General features: G+C 35.5%; 22 protein-coding genes. 20 read left to right on the top strand and 2 right to left on the bottom strand.

Annotation, left to right across the window (positions count from 1 at the left end):
- The first annotated feature begins 78 nt into the window (after positions 1 to 78).
- The 4 genes from ABD792_RS16485 (at position 79) to ettA (ending at position 4,086) form a co-directional block, all read left to right on the top strand.
- Entirely contained in the window at positions 79 to 432 is a 354-nt protein-coding gene (locus tag ABD792_RS16485; RefSeq protein ID WP_345007468.1) for a 4Fe-4S dicluster domain-containing protein, read from the top strand.
- 183 nt (positions 433 to 615) lie between these two features.
- The gene (locus ABD792_RS16490; RefSeq protein WP_345007469.1) at positions 616 to 1,965 is read left to right on the top strand and encodes a sulfatase family protein; all 1,350 of its coding nucleotides are present in this window, start codon (positions 616 to 618) and stop codon (positions 1,963 to 1,965) included.
- 193 nt (positions 1,966 to 2,158) lie between these two features.
- Entirely contained in the window at positions 2,159 to 2,341 is a 183-nt protein-coding gene (locus tag ABD792_RS16495) for a CAL67264 family membrane protein (protein ID WP_345007470.1), read from the top strand.
- A gap of 53 nt (positions 2,342 to 2,394) precedes the next feature.
- Positions 2,395 to 4,086, top strand: coding sequence for an energy-dependent translational throttle protein EttA (ettA, locus tag ABD792_RS16500; protein WP_345007471.1), 1,692 nt, complete (start codon positions 2,395 to 2,397; stop codon positions 4,084 to 4,086).
- Between the two features lie 35 nt (positions 4,087 to 4,121).
- On the opposite strand, the gene ABD792_RS16505 is transcribed toward ettA, so the two are convergent.
- Complete coding sequence (locus tag ABD792_RS16505) at positions 4,122 to 4,364, bottom strand: hypothetical protein (RefSeq protein WP_345007472.1); 243 nt, start codon at positions 4,362 to 4,364, stop codon at positions 4,122 to 4,124.
- A gap of 354 nt (positions 4,365 to 4,718) precedes the next feature.
- On the opposite strand from ABD792_RS16505, the gene ABD792_RS16510 reads away from it, so the two are divergent.
- The 16 genes from ABD792_RS16510 (at position 4,719) to ABD792_RS16585 (ending at position 22,650) form a co-directional block, all read left to right on the top strand.
- Entirely contained in the window at positions 4,719 to 6,059 is a 1,341-nt protein-coding gene (locus ABD792_RS16510) for a microtubule-binding protein (RefSeq protein WP_345007473.1), read from the top strand.
- Between the two features lie 37 nt (positions 6,060 to 6,096).
- A complete protein-coding gene (locus ABD792_RS16515) occupies positions 6,097 to 7,149 on the top strand; it encodes a hypothetical protein (RefSeq protein WP_345007474.1) in 1,053 nt (350 codons plus the stop codon).
- Between the two features lie 72 nt (positions 7,150 to 7,221).
- Positions 7,222 to 9,195 (top strand): AAA family ATPase, encoded by a 1,974-nt coding sequence (locus ABD792_RS16520; RefSeq protein WP_345007475.1) that lies wholly within the window; start codon positions 7,222 to 7,224, stop codon positions 9,193 to 9,195.
- Entirely contained in the window at positions 9,176 to 9,763 is a 588-nt protein-coding gene (locus ABD792_RS16525) for an NUDIX domain-containing protein (RefSeq protein ID WP_345007476.1), read from the top strand. The genes ABD792_RS16520 and ABD792_RS16525 overlap by 20 nt, the downstream gene beginning before the upstream one ends.
- 83 nt (positions 9,764 to 9,846) lie before the next feature.
- Positions 9,847 to 11,082, top strand: coding sequence for a DUF6638 family protein (locus ABD792_RS16530; RefSeq protein WP_345007477.1), 1,236 nt, complete (start codon positions 9,847 to 9,849; stop codon positions 11,080 to 11,082).
- 87 nt (positions 11,083 to 11,169) lie between these two features.
- Entirely contained in the window at positions 11,170 to 11,526 is a 357-nt protein-coding gene (locus ABD792_RS16535; RefSeq protein WP_345007478.1) for a four helix bundle protein, read from the top strand.
- A gap of 39 nt (positions 11,527 to 11,565) precedes the next feature.
- Positions 11,566 to 12,093, top strand: coding sequence for a hypothetical protein (locus ABD792_RS16540; protein ID WP_345007479.1), 528 nt, complete (start codon positions 11,566 to 11,568; stop codon positions 12,091 to 12,093).
- Between the two features lie 26 nt (positions 12,094 to 12,119).
- The gene (locus ABD792_RS16545; RefSeq protein ID WP_345007480.1) at positions 12,120 to 13,808 is read left to right on the top strand and encodes a hypothetical protein; all 1,689 of its coding nucleotides are present in this window, start codon (positions 12,120 to 12,122) and stop codon (positions 13,806 to 13,808) included.
- A 60-nt stretch (positions 13,809 to 13,868) separates the two neighbouring features.
- A complete protein-coding gene (locus ABD792_RS16550; RefSeq protein ID WP_345007481.1) occupies positions 13,869 to 14,687 on the top strand; it encodes a PhzF family phenazine biosynthesis protein in 819 nt (272 codons plus the stop codon).
- A gap of 111 nt (positions 14,688 to 14,798) precedes the next feature.
- Positions 14,799 to 15,359, top strand: a complete 561-nt coding sequence (locus ABD792_RS16555) for a GNAT family N-acetyltransferase (RefSeq protein ID WP_345007482.1) — start codon at positions 14,799 to 14,801, stop codon at positions 15,357 to 15,359.
- A 74-nt stretch (positions 15,360 to 15,433) separates the two neighbouring features.
- Positions 15,434 to 15,724 (top strand): YciI family protein, encoded by a 291-nt coding sequence (locus ABD792_RS16560; RefSeq protein WP_345007483.1) that lies wholly within the window; start codon positions 15,434 to 15,436, stop codon positions 15,722 to 15,724.
- A gap of 102 nt (positions 15,725 to 15,826) precedes the next feature.
- Positions 15,827 to 16,120: a hypothetical protein gene (locus tag ABD792_RS16565; RefSeq protein WP_345007484.1), complete on the top strand. Its 294-nt coding sequence runs from the start codon at positions 15,827 to 15,829 to the stop codon at positions 16,118 to 16,120.
- Between the two features lie 136 nt (positions 16,121 to 16,256).
- Positions 16,257 to 17,282 (top strand): metallophosphoesterase family protein, encoded by a 1,026-nt coding sequence (locus ABD792_RS16570; RefSeq protein ID WP_345007485.1) that lies wholly within the window; start codon positions 16,257 to 16,259, stop codon positions 17,280 to 17,282.
- A gap of 328 nt (positions 17,283 to 17,610) precedes the next feature.
- Entirely contained in the window at positions 17,611 to 19,842 is a 2,232-nt protein-coding gene (locus ABD792_RS16575) for a hypothetical protein (protein WP_345007486.1), read from the top strand.
- Positions 19,843 to 19,858: 16 nt separating this feature from the next.
- Complete coding sequence (locus tag ABD792_RS16580) at positions 19,859 to 21,736, top strand: amidohydrolase family protein (RefSeq protein ID WP_345007487.1); 1,878 nt, start codon at positions 19,859 to 19,861, stop codon at positions 21,734 to 21,736.
- Between the two features lie 401 nt (positions 21,737 to 22,137).
- Positions 22,138 to 22,650, top strand: coding sequence for a hypothetical protein (locus tag ABD792_RS16585; RefSeq protein ID WP_345007488.1), 513 nt, complete (start codon positions 22,138 to 22,140; stop codon positions 22,648 to 22,650).
- Here ABD792_RS16585 and ABD792_RS16590 read toward each other — a convergent pair.
- Complete coding sequence (locus ABD792_RS16590) at positions 22,631 to 23,650, bottom strand: formimidoylglutamase (protein ID WP_345007489.1); 1,020 nt, start codon at positions 23,648 to 23,650, stop codon at positions 22,631 to 22,633. The genes ABD792_RS16585 and ABD792_RS16590 overlap by 20 nt on opposite strands.
- Positions 23,651 to 23,742 lie beyond the last annotated feature (92 nt).

The following is a 23,742-nucleotide window of genomic DNA, read 5'->3' on the forward strand; positions in this document are numbered from 1 at the left end:
AAATTTCAAAGCATAAGACGCTAGTTTGTTCACATTTTTTTAGTTTTGACAAAATCTATTTAACAAGAAACAAATGCTATGGCAATTATAATAACAGACGAGTGTATAAATTGTGGGGCTTGTGAGCCGGAATGTCCTAATACGGCAATATATGAAGGTGCAGACGATTGGCGCTATAAAGATGGTACCAGTTTAAACGGAAAAGTTGTTTTAACCAATGGTACCGAGGTAGACGCCGATGAACCACAAGAACCTATAAGTGACGAAATTTACTATATTGTTCCAGATAAATGTACGGAGTGTAAAGGTTTTCATGATGAACCACAATGTGCAGCTGTTTGTCCCGTAGATTGTTGTGTTCCTGATGAAGATCACGTTGAAACTGAAGAAGAACTACTGGGAAAACAACGTTTTATGCATCCTGAAGGATAATAGAAATTATCAATATTAAATAACTGACAAATCCTGGGCATTAGCTCGGGATTTGTTGTTAATAGCCTATTACCTTTTACAAAATAGTATTAGCCAAGGTGGCTTTTGTTTTCTTTTACTGGTTGGTGATGGCGAATAATTCTTATTTTTATGGTACTCGATTACCAACTAAAGCCTTTAACCGTGAAGAAAAACTATATTTGCCAATCAGTTTTGTTTATAATGATTTGGTTTTATGCAACCGGTCAGACCACGAGTCATCATTCAAAAACTCCAAACATATTATGTATTCTTGTTGATGATTTGGGCTATGGCGATTTATCTATTCAAGGAGCTACCGATATGCAAACACCCAACATAGATAACTTAGCCCGCCAAGGACTTACCTTTACAAATTTTTATGCTAATAGTACGGTTTGTTCTCCTAGTAGAGCGGCTCTATTGTCTGGAAAATATCCAGATATGGTAGGAGTCCCCGGAGTTATAAGACAAGTTTCCAAAGATTCTTGGGGGAACCTTACAGATAATTCGTTATTAATATCGGAAGTGCTAAAAAGCAAAGGCTACCAAACTGCCATCATTGGAAAATGGCATTTGGGGCTAGGAAATCCAGATACTCCCAACGATAAAGGTTTTGATTACTTTAAAGGCTTTTTGGGTGATATGATGGATGATTATTGGACCCACAGGAGGGGAGGTATTAATTGGATGCGAGACAATGAAAAAGAGATCGACCCTAAAGGACATGCAACCGACATTTTTACAAATTGGGCTATTGACTACTTAAATGATCGAAAAGATGATGAAGCACCTTTTTTCATGTACCTTGCTTATAATGCTCCCCATTTTCCAATTCAGCCGCCTAAAGAATGGTTGGATAAAGTTTTTGACCGCGAGCCTAATATATCAGAGAAGAGAGCCAAAAATGTTGCTCTTATAGAGCATCTTGATTTTAATATAGGAAGCATAATGCAGTCTTTAAAAGAGAATGGTCTTGACGATAACACTTTAGTCGTATTTACATCGGATAACGGAGGAGCGCTTTGGTATGCGCAAAGCAATGGTGATTTACGTGGGGGTAAGCAAGACATGTATGAGGGAGGCATTCGTGTTCCGACTTACTTCTACTGGAAAAACAAAATTGCTCCCAATACAAAAACAAACAGTTTTGCCATGCTTATGGATCTTTTCCCTACATTTTGCGAAATAGCAGGAACACAGTTACCCAAGGGAATTGATGGCATCAGTATTCTGCCTACACTGTTAGGCAACTCACAAGAAACAGACAATCGTTATGTCTATTGGGTAAGGCGAGAGGGCGGTAAATATGGAGGCCAAGCCTATTATGCTGCACGTTACAAGGATTTTAAAATAGTGCAAAATACCCCTTTCGAACCTATTCAACTCTTTAACATTAAAAATGATGAGCATGAAACTCAACCACTAAACACTTCAGAACTAGAAGTTTATAAAAAATTAAAAACCGAACTTCAGGAACATATTAGAAAAACTGGAGGCATTCCTTGGCAGTAAGACCAATTCATCTTTAAATTTACCCGCATAACAAGCATCTTTTGTACTATACATTATTTTCCTTCGGGCAAATTAAAAATCGTATCATTTAAATATGGATGTGTCCATTTTAACGAATGATATATAGTTACATTTGTGTTTAAAAATACGATATTTGCTTTTTGACTAACTATCATAAAATAAAATTAAGATTATGGCAATGAATAAAAACGCGGTATTAGCATGGGCTACCTGGATAATGATATTTGTAGGACTCGCTTTAATTGCTCTGGGGGCATTTAGGTACGACGAAGTAGCAGGATGGGGTTTTGCAGCAGTAGGTTTTGGCTTTTTTGCCAATGCATGGGTGTTTAATGCTTTGAAAGGACGTGTATAAAAGCACAGTCAGCTAATAGCTAAATCTAAAATCAATAAAAGTTTTACAAACAAATGAGTGACGACAAGAAAGTAATTTTTTCGATGTCTGGATTAACCAAGACATTTCAGGGTGCCAATACACCCGTATTAAAGAATATTTATTTAAGCTTTTTCTATGGGGCTAAAATAGGGATTTTAGGTCTTAATGGTTCTGGTAAGTCTACCCTTTTAAAAATTATAGCGGGTGTAGATAAAAATTATCAAGGAGATGTTGTATTTCTCCAGGATTACTCTGTAGGCTATCTGGAACAAGAGCCTAAACTGGACGATAATAAAACCGTGTTGGAAGTTGTAAAGGAAGGAGCTGCCGAAACAGTAGCCATTCTGGATGAATACAATAAAATAAATGATATGTTTGGCTTAGAAGAAGTCTATAGCGATCCAGATAAAATGGAAAAGCTTATGAACAGACAGGCCGAACTTCAAGATCAGATAGATGCTGCCAACGCCTGGGAGTTAGATACCAAGCTGGAAATAGCAATGGACGCATTACGCACCCCTGAAGGCGATAAAAAGATTGGAGTGCTTTCTGGAGGAGAACGCCGTCGGGTGGCCTTATGCCGTTTGTTATTACAAGAACCCGATGTATTATTGTTAGATGAGCCAACCAACCATTTGGATGCCGAATCGGTACATTGGTTGGAGCACCATTTAGCGCAGTATAAAGGAACAGTAATCGCTGTAACCCACGATAGGTACTTTTTAGATAATGTTGCAGGTTGGATTTTGGAGTTAGACAGAGGAGAAGGTATCCCTTGGAAAGGCAACTATTCTTCATGGCTAGATCAAAAGTCAAAGCGTATGGCACAAGAAGGAAAAGCAGCTTCCAAGCGTCAGAAAACTTTAGAACGCGAGTTGGAGTGGGTGCGTCAAGGAGCTAAAGGACGCCAAACAAAACAAAAAGCACGTTTAAAAAATTATGACAAGCTTTTAAGTCAGGATCAGAAGCAATTAGATGAAAAATTGGAAATCTATATTCCCAATGGGCCGCGCTTAGGTACTAATGTTATTGAAGCTACTGGTGTAAGTAAAGCTTACGGGGACAAGCTCTTGTATGAGGATTTAAACTTTAATTTACCACAGGCTGGCATCGTTGGGGTTATAGGGCCTAATGGCGCAGGAAAAACTACTATTTTCAGAATGATTATGGGAGAGGAAACGCCTGATAAAGGCCAGTTTAACGTTGGAGACACAGCTAAAATTGCCTATGTAGACCAAAGCCATTCCAATATCGATCCAGAAAAAACCATTTGGCAAAACTTTAGTGACGAACAAGAATTGGTAATGATGGGAGGAAAGCAGGTAAACTCAAGAGCCTATTTAAGCCGTTTTAACTTTAGTGGCAGTGAGCAAAATAAAAAGGTAAAATTATTGTCGGGAGGAGAACGCAATAGACTCCATTTAGCCATGACGCTTAAAGAAGAAGGTAACGTATTACTTTTAGATGAGCCAACCAACGACCTTGATGTAAACACCTTAAGAGCCTTAGAAGAAGGTTTGGAAAATTTTGCTGGTTGTGCTGTCGTTATATCGCACGACAGATGGTTTTTAGATAGAATCTGTACCCATATATTAGCTTTTGAAGGTGATAGCCAAGTATACTTCTTTGAGGGTAGTTTTTCAGATTACGAAGAAAACAAAAAGAAACGCCTTGGTGGCGACTTAATGCCAAAACGAATTAAGTATAAAAAATTAGTTCGGTAAAACAATCCTAAAACGCCTGCTTTAATCGGGCGTTTTTAATTATTGTCATACATATGGCCTTCAGTAAAATCCCTGTACGTTTTATTATCGTCGTCAGACTGAAGGTTGCTAATATTGTTCAGGCGTTCATTCTCCTTTTTTAATTTATACGATTTCCTAACACCAAGAATCAATAAAATCAGAAAAAAAACAACCACTATCGACAGTATTGTAACAATTTCTTTTTGTGTTACCAAAGGAATTATTAGTGAAATAAAAAGTTTGAGAATAAAAAACATAGGTTGTTCTTTTTGGGTAAATACTAGTTCAAAGATACCATTTTTTATTCACAAAACAACTAAAAATACTACAACAACTTGGTATTAGGCAAGTTTTAAATCAATGACATTGTTGTACTTACATCTTTTTGTATAGGTTTACCACTAAATTTCAAACCCCTTTTAAGCTTCATAATACATGTATTTGCTTCATTACTAACATGTAAGCAAAGCTTTACGTAAATAATTTATAAAGCTGTAACATTACATTCGTTTTATGTACAAATAATTAAAGCAATATTAATTTATATATTGATAATTTTTAACGAAATTGCTTAACTAAAAATTTTTTATTCAACTTAAAACCGCAAAGAAATGTCAGACGATTTTGATTTATTGGAAACAAGTTCTAACGAAAAAACTGAAAAAGTAGATGTCAATTGGGGAAAGGCTATTGACACTATGAAATCTAAATTGTCTCAAGAGGACGATCCAGAAGTAAGGCAAAAAATATTAAATGCTACATTGGACGATGTAGTGCACATGGCGGAAAAGGACAGGACGACCCTATTGGATGCTATAAAGGATCTCACCGATTATCAGGAAGAAGTAGGCATTATTTTTGAAAAATTCTCCTCACTTAATGCAACAGAACAAAAAGTAATTGACGATGCCCAAAAAGCCCTTGAGCGTGCAAGAATAGAATTAGAAGATGCCGAAAATAAACCAGACACTTGGTGGAACAACCTTTGGGGGAGGAAAAGTAAAATTAAGAATGCTCAAGAAGCGTTAAAAGAAGCCGAAAAAGTAAGGGCTGCTGCCGATAACAAAGCAAAGGCTATGTTTCAGGAACGTATTGAAAAGGCAGATATTCAGACACTATTAAGTGAATTGTCGTATAAAAGTCAAGCAGCTGTTAGTCGCTTAAAGGATAGAGAGGTAGAAATTAAAGAGGTTGAAGATAAACTGCAGGATGCTATTGTTGAAGCAACCAAAAACCACACAAAGGCATTAGAGAAGAAAAAAGAAGTTGAGGATAAGTTAGAGGAACAGTATGCCCTTTTAAAACAAGCCCGTCAAGAACTGGAAGACATTGCTGATAAACAATCGGCAGAATACGCTCAAGCCGTAGGCAAAGTAACAGCATTAGAACAAAAAGTAGAAGAGCTTGAAGGATTAAAGAATGCCTATACCACATTAGCAGCAAGTAAGGACAGTTTTGTACACAAGCACAACTTAACCATTAAAGTACTTACATCGCTACGTAGCAATTTACAAACGCACCGAGCAAAGCTAAAGAGTGACACTGAAGAGCGTCTTAAATACTACGATGGTTATGTAGTTGCTTTAAAAGCACGTACAGACCAAGAATTTGCTGCTATCTTAGAACATTTAGGCGTTAAAACAGACGAGCATATTGGAGAAACCTTAGCCTCTATGCATACTGCTAGCGCCAAGGCCCGTCAAGAAATGATGGATAATATACCCGTTCATGAAAAAGTAATGCAAGGCGTATATAGTAGCTATGCTGAAGCTTTACAGGAAATTAGGGCTAAAGACAGTGATATCCAGAAGAACTTTGCCGAGCGTTACGGTATCGATATGAAAGAGATTTTTGAAGATTACTATAAGGCAGACCCCAATAAAGCTGCTGATGGAGTTACCCCAGAAGAAAAGCCAAAGTCTGAAACAAATGAAGAAGACTTATTAAGCTAAAACTTAGTTAGGCTTATTACCGTTTTAAATATAATACATGTCTGTAAACCATATAGCAACACCATTAGATTCAGCAATTCTTGATTCCAAGGAGCATTATGTGTTTTATCATAAAATGGTGGATTTTGCATTTAAGGAACTAATTGTTGCCGTTCAGCAACAGGGCATTTGCAATACCATTGAAGTAAATTTATTCAAACAATATTGTGATTTGCTGCTATATTCCATCGAGGCCATGCGTATCAAGTATATGTATGACGATGAAGACAATATGAAAATCGATTTAACGCACTCTGGGTTTCCAAACTATTTGGAGTTTAGGTATCTGTTTAATGATTTGGAATTACGTGACGACTATCTGGGAAGGCTAACTAGTATTAAAACCTTAAAAGAAGAGTTTCTTAATACATTACTGCATAAAAAGCAGCCCATTAAACGCAATCGATTGTTTCAAGCAGCTTCCATTGTATACTATTCTTCGGTTAAAAAAGAATACATATTCAATCGGTTTGTACAAGGAAAAATAATATCCGCTCCTAAAGGCTCTAAAACTGATTTTTTGGTAAGCTGGAGTTTTTTTGATGTATCCCATAACCGTCCCTTTATATGCTTTATGTATTTTAATTATGACGGCGCACGTATTGATGATTATAAAGACACTATTTATGAAGTCTTAAAAGCAACAGCCGATAGGGAAATGGCCCTAGATACCATGGGATATATGATTGATAGAAAACTTCCCAAAGTATCACCAAAGCAAATAAAACGTATTGATTTGGGACCTTTACACAATGTATTTGCAAAAGACGAGCATGCAATAACACATGCCATTTTGGAAGGTATAGGTAAAAAGGACATTGCTCTTGAATCGTACGCAATCTCTTTAAAAACAGACGAAGTTACCTCTGGCGGTGAGTTTAAGGAAGGGGGCTTTTTTACAAAGCAAACATTACAAAAATGGAATGAAGTATTTAAACAACACTATGTATTTGCACCCCATCGCATCATACAATTATTATACACCAAAACACCAGATATGCTTAATAAATTAGCTAAGGCACCGATTGAAGTAAGCAGCATTGAAAATTGATAAAAAAGTAAACAGTCACAGTCTTCGTTTACAATTTGTATAACTACAATTGTGACTGAAAACTAAAAACAAATGGAACACAACTCAACATTCCCTATAAAACAAACCGAACTGGATATGCTTCGCGACGAAGCCGCTTCCTATTTAAAAAGCATACAATGGGAACAAGGACAGCGTGCAAAGAACAGGGATAAAAACACAAAGGATGAATCCATTTTATTGTATTTGTCACGCGCCAATAACGGCACAAATAGTACTGAAATTACTTCGGTATCTAAAACAATATTAGCTTTAAAGAAGCGATTATTGCCTGACTCAATTGCCATTCCTGTCTATTTAAACCAAGCCTTATATGCCGTTCAGGAAGGGTTAACCCTAGGAATCTGGATTAAAGACAGCTATTACGATGCTTCAGGGTTATCCACTTTAAATGAAAACAAAACTGCTTTAGATACTAATGGTAAACGGGAGTTTGAAAGTAAAATGCATACTGCCACAGCCTTTATGTTATTCGCTTCGGCCTATAAAATTTTACATGACCTTAAATCCCATGCATCAGATGACCTAAGTGTTATGAAGCAAAAGTTTGCAGGAATTCCAGAAGTATCCTTAATGTCTCCTTTAAAAGGAATATCCTGTAGCTTATTTTACTACGACAAGTACTTAGGGCATCCAGAGATTATCAAGTCGGATAAAGATGTTATCGATTTTACGGTCGTATATTTTGAAGCGTTGGTCGATGAAATCCAACTTCGCAAAAACACTTTGGAATATACAGAAACTATTGAGGACAGAACCTATAAACTGGAGAAATCGGAATTTGCCATTTCGGGTTGGAACAATGTATTTGCCGGAGCCGCCAAAAGTGTAGAGTTTAATAAAATTAAGTTTGAGCAAATTGTTGGGAATCGCGATGCCAAGCACTTTGCACGTAGGTTAACAGAACGTATGTTAAGTTACGACTTTATTGCAAAAAAGAATCCGTTTCAAGAATTAGGTGGCTTTATGCCTGTTTTTATGGGATATGGTATTCCTGGAACCGGAAAAAGCATGCTAATAGCAGCTATAGCAACACGACTAAAAGAGCACTGCGATACTTTGGATATTCCATTTTTGTTCCATCCCATGCCCGATACCCTTATTAGTACCTTTCAGGGAGGATCTGCCGAAAAAATGGTGGAGTGGATGAAACCTTTACAAGATCCAACAAAGCTGATATTTGCCCCCATTGACGATGCCGAGAACAATCTACAAGAACGCACAGCACAAGGTGTTTCTGCTGGTGTTAAAGAAGTTATCGGTGTGTTTTTGAGATATACCGAAGGTGCTTATGCCGTTAATTACGGAAACAGCTCTATTGGCTTGTTTACCAACCTTCCAGAGATGCTGGATAAAGCAGTTATTTCCCGTGTGCAAGGCCGATTTAAAATCGATGGTGCACGAACAACAAACGATTTTTTAGATCAGGATTATTTATGGTGGCGTAAATTAGACGATACCATGCCCGATTTTGTGAATATGCATGGTCCAGAAAATTACAGCTATTTACAAGACCAAGGATTGGCTAAAAACATGGGAGATATCCTTAGTATTTCAGATAAACCAACCGAAGCACGGGTTCAAGAAGTATATGATAAGATTGAAAAACAGTTTAAAACCGATCAACACCTGTTTTACGCCAACCTTTATAAAGGCATACAAGCAATCTTTCCTTTCTTTTCATCACGCGATGTCCGCAACATTCAAAGTGCAGTATCCTTGCGTTTAACCGACTTCGACCTGGAAGAAGACTGGTTTGAAAATCCAGAAATATATTTTAAACAAGATTACGAAACAAAATTCAATATGCTTCAGGAGTTAATGCGCGCTAACATGAAAGGGCTGGACTTTTCGGAAATACGTAGACAAGAGGTGATCCGGTATTTGGATAATGTGGCAACTATTGCCGATACCGACTTTAAACGCAAAGTAGACCAACGCATTAACCAATTGAATATTGAAACAGCAGCAAGAAATACATTTGAACATGGCAACCGAACCTATTAAAAATATAACATCAAAGGTTTTATCACACTTTTGGGGAAAATTAGAACGTATTGATTACGATTTTAGGTTCAAGAACAATACTTGGAAACGACTATCCCGAGAAGTTTATGGTAAAAGTGATGGTGTAGCAGTTTTACTATATAACCCCCAAACAAAATCGGTTATTCTTTCAAAGCAATTTAGAATGCCTGCTTATGTTGCCGATCCGCAATGCGGTTTTTCAATAGAAGTTTGTGGTGGCGCCATAGACCCTGACGAATCCCCTGAAACAGCTGTAAAAAGAGAGGCTAGGGAAGAAATAGGGTATCGGATTTTAAATTTAAAACCAGTTGGCACTGTATTCTTATCACCCGGTATTGTTAAGGAACGGGTACACCTTTTTGTTTGTTCTTATAAGGACTCCGATCGTATTGACACTGGTGGGGGAGTCGATACGGAAGATGAAGAGATAGAGGTCTTGGAGATGCCTTTTAAACAAGCCGTGGAAATGATACCAACAGGAGAAATAAATGATGCCCGAACGATCATGCTACTGCAATACGCCCAGATCCATAAGCTATTGGAATAAAACTTGGCGCATTACTCAAGTATTATGAGATATATAAACCATTGAAATTTGAATAGGAATACAATTTATAGAATACGCATAACATGCAAAAGCTAAAAGCAGCCAATTTATATAGAAGCGAACTCATTCCCATAAGTGGAAAATTAGTGGAGCGTTATAATACCTGTTTGGTAAAATTGGGGCTTGAAAAAACAAAACTTAACTCTTTTTACATTGATGGGTTAGGATGGAGTCCCGAGATTGCCGAAGAAAAGAAAACATTGCATTACCTAAATAACGGCGGTGCCAATCCCCATGCCATTATAATTACACCATTACAGCGTAATAAACCTGTGTATGTGCCATTTCATTCTTTTGATGGTGATATGATGAAACTCATTTTTAAAACACATGGAGATAAGATACGGGACATTACCAGGGATTGTGCTATTTGTGTTGATTTCGATCAAGGTATTGATGTCTTTTATGAGCCCTTGGATGTGTTAAAATATACATCCATTACTATTAATTTCCATCTTATTAATAATTTGAATAAAGTTCAAAAAGAACAATTAGAACTCATCGAATTATTTAACAGAAATCATAACTTCATAGACGAGTCCATACATGAACGCTTGTTAATTTCAGCAAAAACCTATGGCGATCTGCGACATCGTGATTTAGATTTATCTTCCATTAAACACACAACAGATTCATTTTACACTGGCGCCTTTGGAGGCATTTATGTACTACGCGATTTTATAAGGCCAATCGTTGTTTTTGAAGATGAAACATGGTATAAGGAAGCTATTAAGGATACAAATTATGACGTGCTGATTTATCACATGCAACAGCCTGAGCTTATGGTTAAGTTACGTGACTATGTAATAGTAGAGTGCAATCTGGAAACCGTTGTAAAAACCAAACGCTACGAACGCATTAAAAAATACGAAATGGCGCAACATTTAAAAGCCATACAGCACTCAATAAAGGAAGTCTTGGACGACCCCGTATTATTTAAGAGCTACCTTAACAAATTGGACATAGAGACACGCAAAAAGATTATGAGTGTTGAAAGGTATTTGGAAAAACTAGAAACAAGCAACCAATATAAAATAGCAGATATCGTCGATTTGAAATTATTTGAAGCTTTACACGAACCACACTCTTCTTTAGATGGAAAACACCAGGACTTAATCTGGAAATTACTGGTAAATATAGCGCCTAAAGACGTATTATATTGGTTCTGGTATGACAAAGAAACCTTTTATAAGGCATATGATAACTGGAATGCCTCTTTTAAAGACTGGGCCATAGAAACCATTCGTAACAATATTTAGGAGTGAAGTCTGACGTTAGAAGTTAGAAGTAAAAATGAAGTTGAGCCTAAAGACAGAGCTTTCTTATATTTACAAATAAATATCAAAATGAAATTTAAGTTTGAAGATTTGATTATTTGGCAAAAAGGGATGGATTTGGGGGAAAACATGAATATATTGGCTCGTGATTTCTCAAAAGTAGAAAAGTATAATTTGACAGCACAATTAAAAAGAGCTTCTGATTCTATAGCACTAAATATTTCTGAAGGCTCTATTTTACAGTCTGGCCCAGAATACAGAAAGTTTTTAGGGTATTCAATTAGATCTATTGCAGAAGTTGTTACGTGCTTACATAAAGCGAGAAGAAGAAATTATTTAAAAGATGGCGATTTTTTTAAATACTATAAAGATTGTTTTGATTTAATGAATATGACAATCGCTTTTAGAAATAAAATCAATAACTAGCTTCGAGCTTCAAGCTCCTAGCATATATAACTTAAAAACATGACCTTAGAACTTATTATATTTATCGCCTCCATACTATTCGGGATGTTTCTGTATTGGAGAGAATCTGGTGGAAACGGATTGTATCGCTTTTTCAATAAAATTTTTAATGCCAAGGCGCTGCAAATGAAGCCAGATGACAAAAAGGGATTTGTATACCAACAATCCTTTGTGTTGCGCTTGGTATTTATAGGCACCCTGTTCTTAATCGGAATCCTTATAGTCCGTTTTTTAATTCCCATAGACCTGGCAACCATTTCACTTTTTGCATCCATGGTTGTGGGAACCCTTGTTGGCACTTATCTTGCTGGATTTATATTTAAATCCGAAAAAGTTATAGATGCAAAAGCTGACAGCATTGAAGATGTACTGCACGAAACCCTGGAAAAAGGCAAAACACTTATTGATGAGCTACAAGGAAAAGAAGATGTACAAGACCCCGAAATAAATGAAAGTAAAACGGAACACCCTGCCGAGGAAGAAAAGAAAAGTGCCAGGGAACGTTTAAAAGATAAAGGCCTTTTGTAATATATCTGTATTAATTTAAAGAACTAATGATAAAAAACTATTGGAATAAAGGAAAAAAGCAAAAGATACGAGTGCTGTTCTTTTCGCTGGTTATACTCTTTACACTTTTCGTGCTACGTGATGATTATCAACCAGCCTTGTTGTTTGTTAGGAAATACATTTTTATTATCCTGTTAAGTTTTGTCATTGTGTTTTTTGGTTTACGAAAATTTAGAAATACCCCTAGTACAGCAAGGCGGGCTATGATCCTTGCTTTTTTGTTGCTGTTCTTTGGTGGTTTATATGCCATAGGTTGGCATTTTAAGATGTACGATTATATGCAGGCTTACAATGTATTTAATAACCTAAACAAAATTGAAATTCACGAATTGCCACTTACACAAAACGAACGCATTCAGCCCTTACGTAATATTTTCTCCATGGCTAACGAAAGCGTTGGTGAGACCAAGGATGTATCGTTGGCACACCTGGTAAGGATAGACAATGAGAATAAATGGACCATGGCCATACAACCTACCGAGAAATATGTTTGGCAAGGCATTACCGACGATACCGAAGAGGTTTTTGCCGTTTCCAGTACAACGCCCTTTCCTCGATTTTCAAACGAGAACAGAATCCCTGTGACATTTTCTATAGGCGAATCCCTAAAGTTTAGCAGAAACACCTATAATGCCGTTGTACAACGATTTAATATACTACAATTGTTTACTATGGAACCCAGCGATACCTTTTATATGAAAAATGATAGCGGACACTGGGTACAAGTCGTTAGCCTGATAAAATGGAAAGGTTTTCTATTTCCCTATCCAACCTTTGGAGGTGTTATGGTAATTGACAGTGGAAAGCACACTTTTAAAGATTATATAGAACGCATACTCATAGGAAAAGGCACGTACATAAGCCCTGAAAACATAAAAAACTATCCGTACTTAACCCGTCAAAATACATTGGCCGAAAAAGTATCGCGGTTACAGGCCGAATCCCTAAAGTTCCTGGGAGGTTTTAGTGATCCCTTACCTTGGAATATGGAAACAGCTGTTAAGATTCCCATATTGCCCGACGACCAAAACCAACAACCTTTTGTAACCGATTTCGATTTCTCCGATACCGATGTAGATGCCTACAGTGGATTATACCATTGGTTTGGTCTGGAGCCGGTAGGCGATGAGCGTACCAGTTTAACTTTTAGTGTATTTATTCCCGCCGATGGTACTAATAGCTTGTATTATTACGACCATGCAGCAAAAAAGCAGGGCTATGCCGGTGTTTCTGCCATGCCATTAAAGGTTATCGAATCCCGTAAAGAATTTGACTGGTCGGTAAACAAACCCGTAGAATTTAGACCTTATATAAAGGATATAGCAGGCCGTAAACGTATGTTCTTTCTAGGAACGATCTCTGCGATTCGTGATGGCTCCGATAACTTTGATGGTTCGGCAACACCCGATCTCGCTCTCATAGACAGCGAATATCGCGATGTAGTATGGATTGATGTAAAACACCCGAGTAACTGGGACAAGACCGTATACGACCAATTAAACGAAGCCTGGAGAGCCAGTGAAGGAATTGACCATTACTATATAGAAACAACCAAGCATATTGATTTGGCCATTCAAAAAAGTGATTCCATACAAGTACTTACTGAAACTGATGAAAAAACCAAAGCCATTGAACGCCTACAACGGCAATTGGATTCTTTAAAGGCCAGTGAATGATGATTCTGCATGTGTATGTAGGTTGTATTAATTAATCAGCTAACACTAATAATATAGATCATGACCAACAGAATAGAAACCTATATAGTTGACTCTTTTACAGACAAGCCTTTTAAAGGAAATCCAGCAGGTGTTTGTATTTTGAATCAAACATTGTTGGATGAACAAATGCAATTAATCGCAAGGGAATTAGGCCTTTCAGAAACTGCTTTTATAACTCAAAATAAAGAATCAAATAAATATTCTATAAGATTTTTTTCTCCGAAAATGGAAATTCCTCTTTGTGGACATGCAACATTAGCAGCGTCTAAAGTACTTTTTGAAATCTTCCCTAAAATGGAAAAAATTCATTTTAAAAATATTCAGGACTTAGATTTAAGTATTAAAAAGTATGGCGATACAATAGAAATGGAATTTCCTGTTTACGATACAGTTCCGCAAAATACTCCTAAAGAATTACTGAAAGCTCTAGGAATAAAACAAATAGTTAATAGTGAGTTTAATAAGGAAGCAAAAATCTTACTTCTAGAAATTGAAAGTAGTGAACTACTAGAAAATTTATCCCCTGATTATGAAAAACTAAAACGCTCACATAACTTGATAAACGGAGTGCTAGTAACCGCAATCTCAAAAAGAGATGGCTATGACTTTGAATCAAGATACTTTTGGCCTTGGAGCGGGACAAATGAGGATCCAGTAACAGGAGGGACTCATACGTTCTTATCTAAATATTGGAGTATGCGCTTGAATAAAAAGAAAATGAATTCATATCAATGTTCAGAAAGAACTGGATTTATGGAAGTTGAACTAGTTAGTGATAAAAAGTTGACTATAAAAAGTGAAGCTCAGATAATATTGAAAGGAGAATTAAAAATATAAATACAGGTACTAACCACTATAGCCATCCCATTTAGATGTTTCCTTAATGAGATGCTATATCATTACTTAACCAAAAAAGCAGTAATTTAACTCTATATTGCAAACAATTAAATGCGTAACGAAGAATTTTTCTCAAAAGAACTGGTAATAGAAAACGATCTGGTGCTTTTACGACCATTAAGACCATCGGACATTGATACGATAGAAACAATCAGTTTTTCAAAAGAACTTGGTGAGTTCGGTGCTAGGGTAAAAACTAACAACGACTTATTGGAATATTTTGACTATTGTTTATCCGCAAGGGCAAACAAAGTATTATACCCTTTTATCATTTTAAAAAAAGATGATGGAAAGGCAGTTGGCATAACCATGTTTGGTAATATCGATTTTTATAATAAAAGACTGGAAATTGGGTGGACTTGGGTTGCCGAAAAATTCCAAGGAACCGGAATTAATGGGATTTGTAAAAGGCTTCTTTTGGATTATTGTTTTAATCAATTGCCATTAAGAAGAGTAGAATTTAAAGTTGATATTAAAAATATTAAATCTCAAAAAGCAATTGAAAAACTTGGAGCTATTAAAGAAGGATTGCTTAGAAACTATAGCATTCAATCTTATGGAGAAAGTACAGGAACCTATGTCTATAGTATCTTGAACGAGGAGTGGAATTAAACGCCTGTAATGATTGCAAATTGCTATGCATCATAACACGCTACCAAAGGAGTGAAACTAAAAACAATACTATAATGTTCATTATAAACTTAACCTACAAGACGGAATTGGATTGTGTTGACCAATTTTTAAATGACCATATTGAATTTCTGAATGCACAATATGAATTGGGGCACTTCCTTGCCTCTGGACGAAAAATTCCAAGAACTGGAGGAGTAATATTATCCAATGTTAAAAACAAATCAGAATTGGAAAAAATTATAAAAAGAGACCCTTTTAAAATAAATGAACTGGCAGATTACGAGTTAATAGAATTTGTTCCGAGTAAAACTAGTGAAGAGCTAAAATTTTTAATTGAAGAATAAGTATGGACACACAATCATGTATCTCAATTATATTTGACAATAAAACACTTTATCAGGAACACTAACCAATGATTTTTGAAATTTTAAGCTATAAATCGAACTATGAAATGTAAAGAAGTGGCTGTGTTCAAATTTAAAGAAGACTGCTTGGATGGTGCTATCGAATTGAATAAAAACTTAATGACTGAAATGCAAAACGCCAGTAATAAGTCATTGTTGAGTTTTGAAGTTTATCAATCTCCCAAAGACCCAACGGTATTTACTTGGTTAATCGATTGGATCGATGTCAAATCGGCAAAAGAAACGACAGATAAGTGGATGTCTTTTCCTAGTAGTTCGAAATTTTCGTCAAGTGTGGAGCAAGATATATTCTATGACTTTTTGGAAAAGAAATAAGATGTAAGCTTCACTTAAAAGTTTACTGTTTAAAGAACTCAATAGAGGAGAACGCCAATAATTCTTCTATTTTTATAACGACGATAAGTATCAAAAAAATTGTTATCTAACAAAAAGAGGTTTAAAACAGTACATTATGAAACGTCGATCATTTTTTAAAGAAGTTACTACGGGTTTAGTGGGACTAGGACTCACAACACGTTCTTTTGCTTATACAACTAAAAGTAAAACTAAAGAACCATTTAAAGTATGTGCAACCATAGATCAGGAAAAAGTGTTTTTCTATGCACAGGTAATTAATACACCTATAAAGGTCGTTCACATAGCCGATACACATTTATTTAAAGATGACGAAAGAGGGAAGCCTTACCAGGCCTATAGCCATAGAATGGCAAAAGCCTATAACCAGACAACACATTTTAAAACAGGGATAAAAACAAATCCAGAAGAAGCCTTCGAACAAGCGCTTGCATTTGCAAAAGAGGTTCAGGCAGATGTGATTACATTGGTTGGGGATATTTTTAGTTTTCCATCAGAAGCAGCCATAGAGTGGGTGACATCAAAGTTAAAGGAAACGGGTATTCCTTACATTTATACCGCTGGAAATCATGATTGGCATTATGAAGGCATGGAGGGGTCACTGGAATCGTTACGCAATACGTGGATTAATAAGCGATTGCTTCCCCTGTATCAAGGTTATAATCCATTAATGGCCGCTTACGATATTAAAGGCATCCGATTTTTAGCAATTGACAACTCTACCTATCAAATTAATAAGGAGCAATTAGCCTTTTTTAAAAAACATGCCGCTAGTGGTATGCCTTTAATTTTGTTGGTTCATATTCCAATGTATGCGCCAGGTAAAAATGTTAGTTTTGGTTGTGGAAATCCAAATTGGGGTGCAAGCACAGACCAAAATTTTGAGTTGGAAAGGCGCCCCAAATGGCCTGAAAGCGGCCATACAAAAACCACGCTTAACTTTCACAAAAGTGTTTTTAATACACCAAACTTATTAGGTGTTTTTTCAGGCCATATACATCGAAATTCTATTGAAATGATTAAAGGAAAACCCCAAATAGTATCAGATGACAATGCTAGTGGAGGTTATTTAGATATCAGCTTTTTACCTATGGAAGACAAGGATAAAAAACTAATTTTATAGCGTTCAGAACTAGGTTTCTATATTTTCAGCAGATTTCTTCATTTCAATTTGTACTCTTTAATAAACTCCTGTCGTTTTGAATGAATTTTACGATTGTATCGAGTAAACTACTTTGGTACAAGTACGTGAGGCATTTTTATTGAATTAGTTTTGATTTCGACTGGCTCAATCTAACAAAAATCATTCGAATCACATTTAAACCAGTTTGGTTCAATAAGCACTACGGGTTTTAATATCACACATTTAATTGTTTTTTCTTACATTTGTTAATGAATATTCTTTTGTAATTAGAATATTTTCTTAAACTAACCATGTTATCCAGTCTATTATGAAATATTTATTAAGTGCATGCTTAATGGTTTCTTTATCGTTTTACGGCCAAAATCCTAAGACAAAAACCATTTTAGGAGATGAGTATGCAGTCAACTACAAAAAGGAAAGCAATGAATTTGAAATTTGTAAAAAAATGGATAGCGCGTCCGAGTGTTACAAATGGATTATAGAAAATGAAGATGAATTTAGTTTTATGAAAGCGCTTGACAGTGTTACCGAAAAAGCAATAGAAACCTATAAGTTTAATTTTTTTAGCGAAGAAAAAAAGTTATCGGAACTGTCTGCTTACGATTATTCCAATATAAAAATTATAAGCAGCCCAGAGGCTTTCAATGAACTAGGGGACAATATAAAGTTAGAAATAGACAAAGCCCCAACAAGTGGGTTTCCTAAATTCACGATAAAGAAAAAAGATAATGATAATTATGTTGTTACTTCAAACAAAGACAGTATAGGTAATCTTACTAAAGAAACTGGTGATTATAAAAAAGCAATTAACTCCATGTTAATTAGCTACTTAAATACAAATAAAGCTACGCTAGGAGAAACAATTACCGCAAATGTTAAAACAGATTTTATGGAACTGTTAAAAGAATTATACAACACCTCCATTGTTAAAACAGGGAATTACGTGTATTTAACAACTAAAGAGCTAACAGACACTAATTCTACAAAGAATCTCCATAACTTTCATTATCTCATTAAGAATAAAAACATATACGTTAGAATATGTGACGTTAAAGATGAAAAAGAATGTGATGTCTATGGACCTTACAATTTGTCAGTACCAGAAAATGAATTCATCTACAGTATAATAAACCAGCATGGCAAATTTAAGGATGGAGATACAGATAACCAAGAAGCAATTAGTAAGGTCTATCACAAGCTCGTTATTAAAAAACAGGATGCGCAAACATCTGCTTTAAAAAAGGAAATGAATGATTCCATTACCAACATTTTCGAAAAAATAGAAAATGCCAAAAACACCTTTAGTGGTCAGATTGTTATTAATAAAAGAGCCAAGCTTTATCATAAGAAATTAATAAAAAGAAGAGCGTTATGGAAAGACAAGTACAGTGACCTAGAAACTCATCCAGAAACAGAGTTAATAGTAGATAGCGTAAATATTAGATTTTTTAATAACAGGGCTGATAACATTACCATTGTAGGGCGATTGAGTAACGATAAAAAGAATACAAAGGTATTTACTAATAGGATGTATAGTTTGCCTTTAAGGGAGTTTAACAATCGCTCTCAGACCTATACCCTAACCGATAAAGAAGGTAATCAGTATACTTATTATTACGATGATATTTTGGATTACCTCCCATATAAAAAGTTTAACTATGCTGTAAAGAATGCTGAAATTAAAATAGGGGACAAGGACAGTGTTAGGGTAATAGAACGCAAAATAGGCGATTACTTTACAGGAATATTCTTTTCAGACTTTCTAGGCTTAAACAGTAACAACAATAACAATTTGATCATAGCCGAAGGACGCATTCGCATTCCCTGGAACTTAAGGAATATTAGGCGGTGGACTTGGGTTGACAATATCACGGCTTATGCATCGGTCAATCTGTTTAGTGGCTTTGAAAACAGTTCCCGTAAAGTTGAGCTTGATGATATGCTAGACACTGAGGAAAGTTCAGGAACTAATAGTCAAAAGTTTAAAACTGATAATTTTAATTTGTTGGTAAATAACAATATAGATGCTGGTATATTAGTAACTCCTTTAACCTATGAATGGAAAGGTGCCTCAACCTTTATCCATTTGCGCTATGGCTTACGCTTTATAAGAACTGGTATAGAATACAATTTAAAAACCCAAGACACCATTTCGGTCAACAATACACCTACAGTACAGGAAACTCTTAAAGAACGCAAGGGATTTCAAGTGTTTTCTGTTGGACAGGAAGCCGAAATTAATTTTGAGATTAGGCCACAATCCAGTGTGGGAGCCGATGTTACCTTTGGTCTAAACTGGTTTAGGGCCAATGGCACCAATAAAAATGATCTTGGTTTTTATACAACCAACAATGCTCCTAACCTAAAACTTATGGCCAATATTTACGCATTGACCAATTCCGAGAAAAGCAATTCAGGGGTCTATTTTAGGTTTGGAGGTCATTACAACCTGGGAAGCTATAAAGTGTTCCCACAAATGATGGTTGGCTATGCCACTAACTTAAGTTCGTTTGTGAATAAACTCAAAAAAGAAAACTAACTTTAAAAACAAGGCTATGGCACAACCTAAAAAACCACCGATTATCAATTGTCACACCCATGTGTTTACAGGGGATTATGTGCCGCCATTTTTAGCAAAGACTTATCTGCCCGAGCCTTTATACCGATTATTGTCTTTACGCTTCGTTATAAGACTATTGCGGTGGTATTTCGATAAAGTTAAACCGATATTTTACAAGAACAATTACAAACAATGGAAACGTTTTTGGTACAAATGTGAAATGTTTTTTAAACGACGCTATCTTCTCTCCACTCTAAAGTTTCTAATCGAAACTTACTTAATTGTTGCTATATGTTTTTATATAGGTCTATGGCTATTTGACACAGAGAACCCCTGCATTTATCACGGCTTTAAGGCTTCAATAGTAAAAGCTTTAATTTTTATTAAAGACACTGGATTCATACTTGTTGTTGAGAGCATATACTACAAGATTATATTCTTTGTACTAATACTTATATTTTTTAAGTCTGTACGCAATGCGTTCTTCGCTATTTTAAGGTTATTTAAAGTGCTACCTGGCAAACAGTTTTCACATTTGTTTGAGCGCTATGTGCAAATCGGTTTGTTTTCAAAATATAGGGAACAAAAGGGTATTTACGATAAACTAAAAAAACAGTACCCCACAGATTCACACTTTGTAGGTTTACCAATGGACATGGAATTTATGAAAGCTGGAAATATTAAAAAGGTTTACGATTCCGATTCAAAGAAAATCATTAAAATACCCAAAGGTGAAAAGAACGATGATTTATTTGCCATTAAGCACCAAATGGAGGGGCTCTTAAAAATAAAAAAACGTACAGAAGATAAAGATCGATTCCATCCCTTTGTTTTTGCAGACCCCAGACGCATGCCTAATCCCAAATATTTCGATTATACCGTAGGTGACAATGGAGAAGTAAAACTTGTAAAGGGCTGTTTAATGCAAACCTATTTGGAAGTGCATAAGTTTGCTGGCATCAAAATATACCCTGCCTTGGGCTATTATCCTTTTAACGAAACGTTATTGCCATTATGGAAATACTGTATCCAAAAAGAGTTACCCGTTATGACACACTGTATACAGGGCACTATTTTCTACAGGGGCAAAAAGAAAAAAGCGTGGGACACCCACCCAATCTTTACGGAAGGGAAAGTAGATAAAACCAAACGCGCAACAGTTGAAATAGACAAGAAGATAGATTTTGATATCAATGCCTATTACATCCAAGAGGAGGATAAATCTTTACATTTAAACGAAGTTAAGAATATTAACTTTTGCAATAACTTCACTAATCCTTTAAACTATTTGTGCCTATTAGAAGAAGACCTTTTAGTTAAAATCATAGACAAATCCAAAGACACTAGAATAAAACATATCTTTTACGATGCTAAAGGTAATTTTAGAGGCGGATTAAGGGACTTAAAAATTTGCTTTGCCCATTTTGGAGGTGATGACCAATGGAACCGTTTTTTAGAAAGTGACCGGGATAATTATACCACGCAAATGATTCTACAGCCAGAAAAAGGGATTGATTTTTTTAATAATGCAAATGGCAAACCAAGCCTTGGCAAGCTCGCCTTTATTTGGAAATATGTAGATTGGTATACTATTATTTGCAGTATAATGCTGCAATACAATAATGTTTACGCCGATATAAGTTACATATTGCATAACAAAAACATCCTGGCCTTACTCAAACACACTTTAACCTATAAAAAGCTAAAGAAGAAAATATTGTATGGCTCCGATTTCTACGTGGTTAGAAACCATAAAAGTGACAAGGCCATCTTGGCAGATATGCGAGCAGGCTTAACAGAGGAAGAATTCGACCAAATAGCCCGTTATAATCCTCGTAAATATTTAAACTTGGGAGATTTTGTTCCTAACTAAGACTATTTTTAAAACATAATCTAATAAACATAATTATGATTATGATAGTCAAGAAAGTATAGATAGCACTAATGATGAATCTACCAACGAGGAAAGTGATTTACTAGAGAAATTCGATTCTGATTATATGGAATTAGGCCATGAAAGCCTAGCTGATATGAATATAAAAAAATGTAAATGTATAATTGGAAGATAGTTCTTTGAAAACCTTCTAAAACAACTATTACCCAACCCAATAATTCTACAAAAACATAAGATCAAAGTGCCCATTTTAAGGGCGTTTGTTATTTTTGAATACTACTGTAATCTAAACCAAATACTATCTATGGTTGTAAAACAGATTACAGGCACCATGCTGTAACATCAAATAACATGAAGCGACTTATAAATAAAAGTTTGTTATGGCTGGCTATATGGGATTTGGAATGCAATATTGGTTATATAAAAAACGACCAAGAAAGACTTTTGCCAAAAGAAAAAGGATTCAATCATTTTCTTCTCTTGACAAGTATTCTAGGGCTTTTAAAGTTAGACCCCATATAAAAGAAAATGAACCATTAGTTGGAGCAATAAGTTTATTATTGGCTATGGTATTATTATTTTTTGCAACATTTTGTAGCGGACAATTTGTAGACTATTCAAAAGCACATTACGACAAACAAGCAAAAAGTATGGGTTTGGCAAATGACAAAGCATTTAACTTTTTAATAAATTCAGGAAAAAGTAGGTTGTTGTCTAACGATATCAGCGGAGCTTATTCAGAGTTTAATCTGGCTTACAAATTAAAACCAGATAGCTATGAATTACATGAGTTGTTGGTTGAGACCTTAAGCATTCTCTGTGCTAAAAATATTGCCTACTGCGTTAAAATGGATCATTATTTAAAAACCATGCCTAACGGTTGTTTGCCCTGATAAAATCAGTAATTAAATAAGTGATTAGCTTACCAACCTGAGTGGCTGTTCTTTTGGTTGGAGCTGCCTCACAAATATGTAAATAACTGGCATTGGCATGTGATGCAAAATATGAGACAAATGCTCTGGCCTGATTAGCCGTAAAACCGCTTGGTGTCATGGCACTACTAGGTATGTTTTCAATAGCGTCACAGTCTATTTCAATACCATATGGTTCTTCTTCTATATGTTTTAGGGCACTTTTTAATGCATCTTTATAATGAACGTCGTGCCGTATTTTTAAAGCCTCAAACGTATTGTAATCGATAGCCTTTAATTTTTTGATGGTCTTAAAAAGCGTATCAGAAGTGTAATTTTCATGCAAGCCAAACACAAAATAGTTTTTTAAAAAGCCTTCAGCAAAAGCATATGAAAAACCATTACCACTATGCCTGCCTTCTTCTGCTCTAAAATCGGAATGCGCATCGAAGTTAATTGCGTTAATGGGTTTATTAAGAGCAAGACTCATGCCTTTTATATTGCCATAGGCATTATTGTGGCCGCCTCCAACGACAATGGGCACTTTCCCTGCCAGAACAATTTGGTGAATGCAATGGGTTACATGTGTATCTATTATTTCGACCAATTTTCTAGCCTTTGTTAAACTTTTTTTCTTGGATTGATCCCAATTTGATATTTCCATTAGCTCTTTAGAAAAATCCAAATGTCCTAATATAAGTACTTTTTTAGCCTTGGTTAAAGCATTACTTTGTATATTTAAAAGTGCATTTAAAGTGGCATCCCAAGCATTTCGCGCCCCTGTTTTTCCTTGGTTGGCATAAACACCAATGTCCTCTGGCACACCAATAATAACATAGGTAACATCCAAACTTATAAGTTGTTCGTATATATTTGAAATGCTGGTAAGCACTTGAACATGTTCACCGAATTTGGATTCACCAGAGCGTTTGTTTAATAATTTATTTCGTGTAATATTGTTAAATAAAACTAGTTTATCCATTGCCTTAGTAAATAATTTGAGATTAAAAATACATCATTATTTATTTTGAGCATTATAAAAAGTAAAGTATTAAAGTTTAGAAGAAATTTAAT

Origin of the sequence: Snuella lapsa (assembly GCF_039539345.1) — a bacterium.
GTDB lineage: Bacteria > Bacteroidota > Bacteroidia > Flavobacteriales > Flavobacteriaceae > Snuella > Snuella lapsa.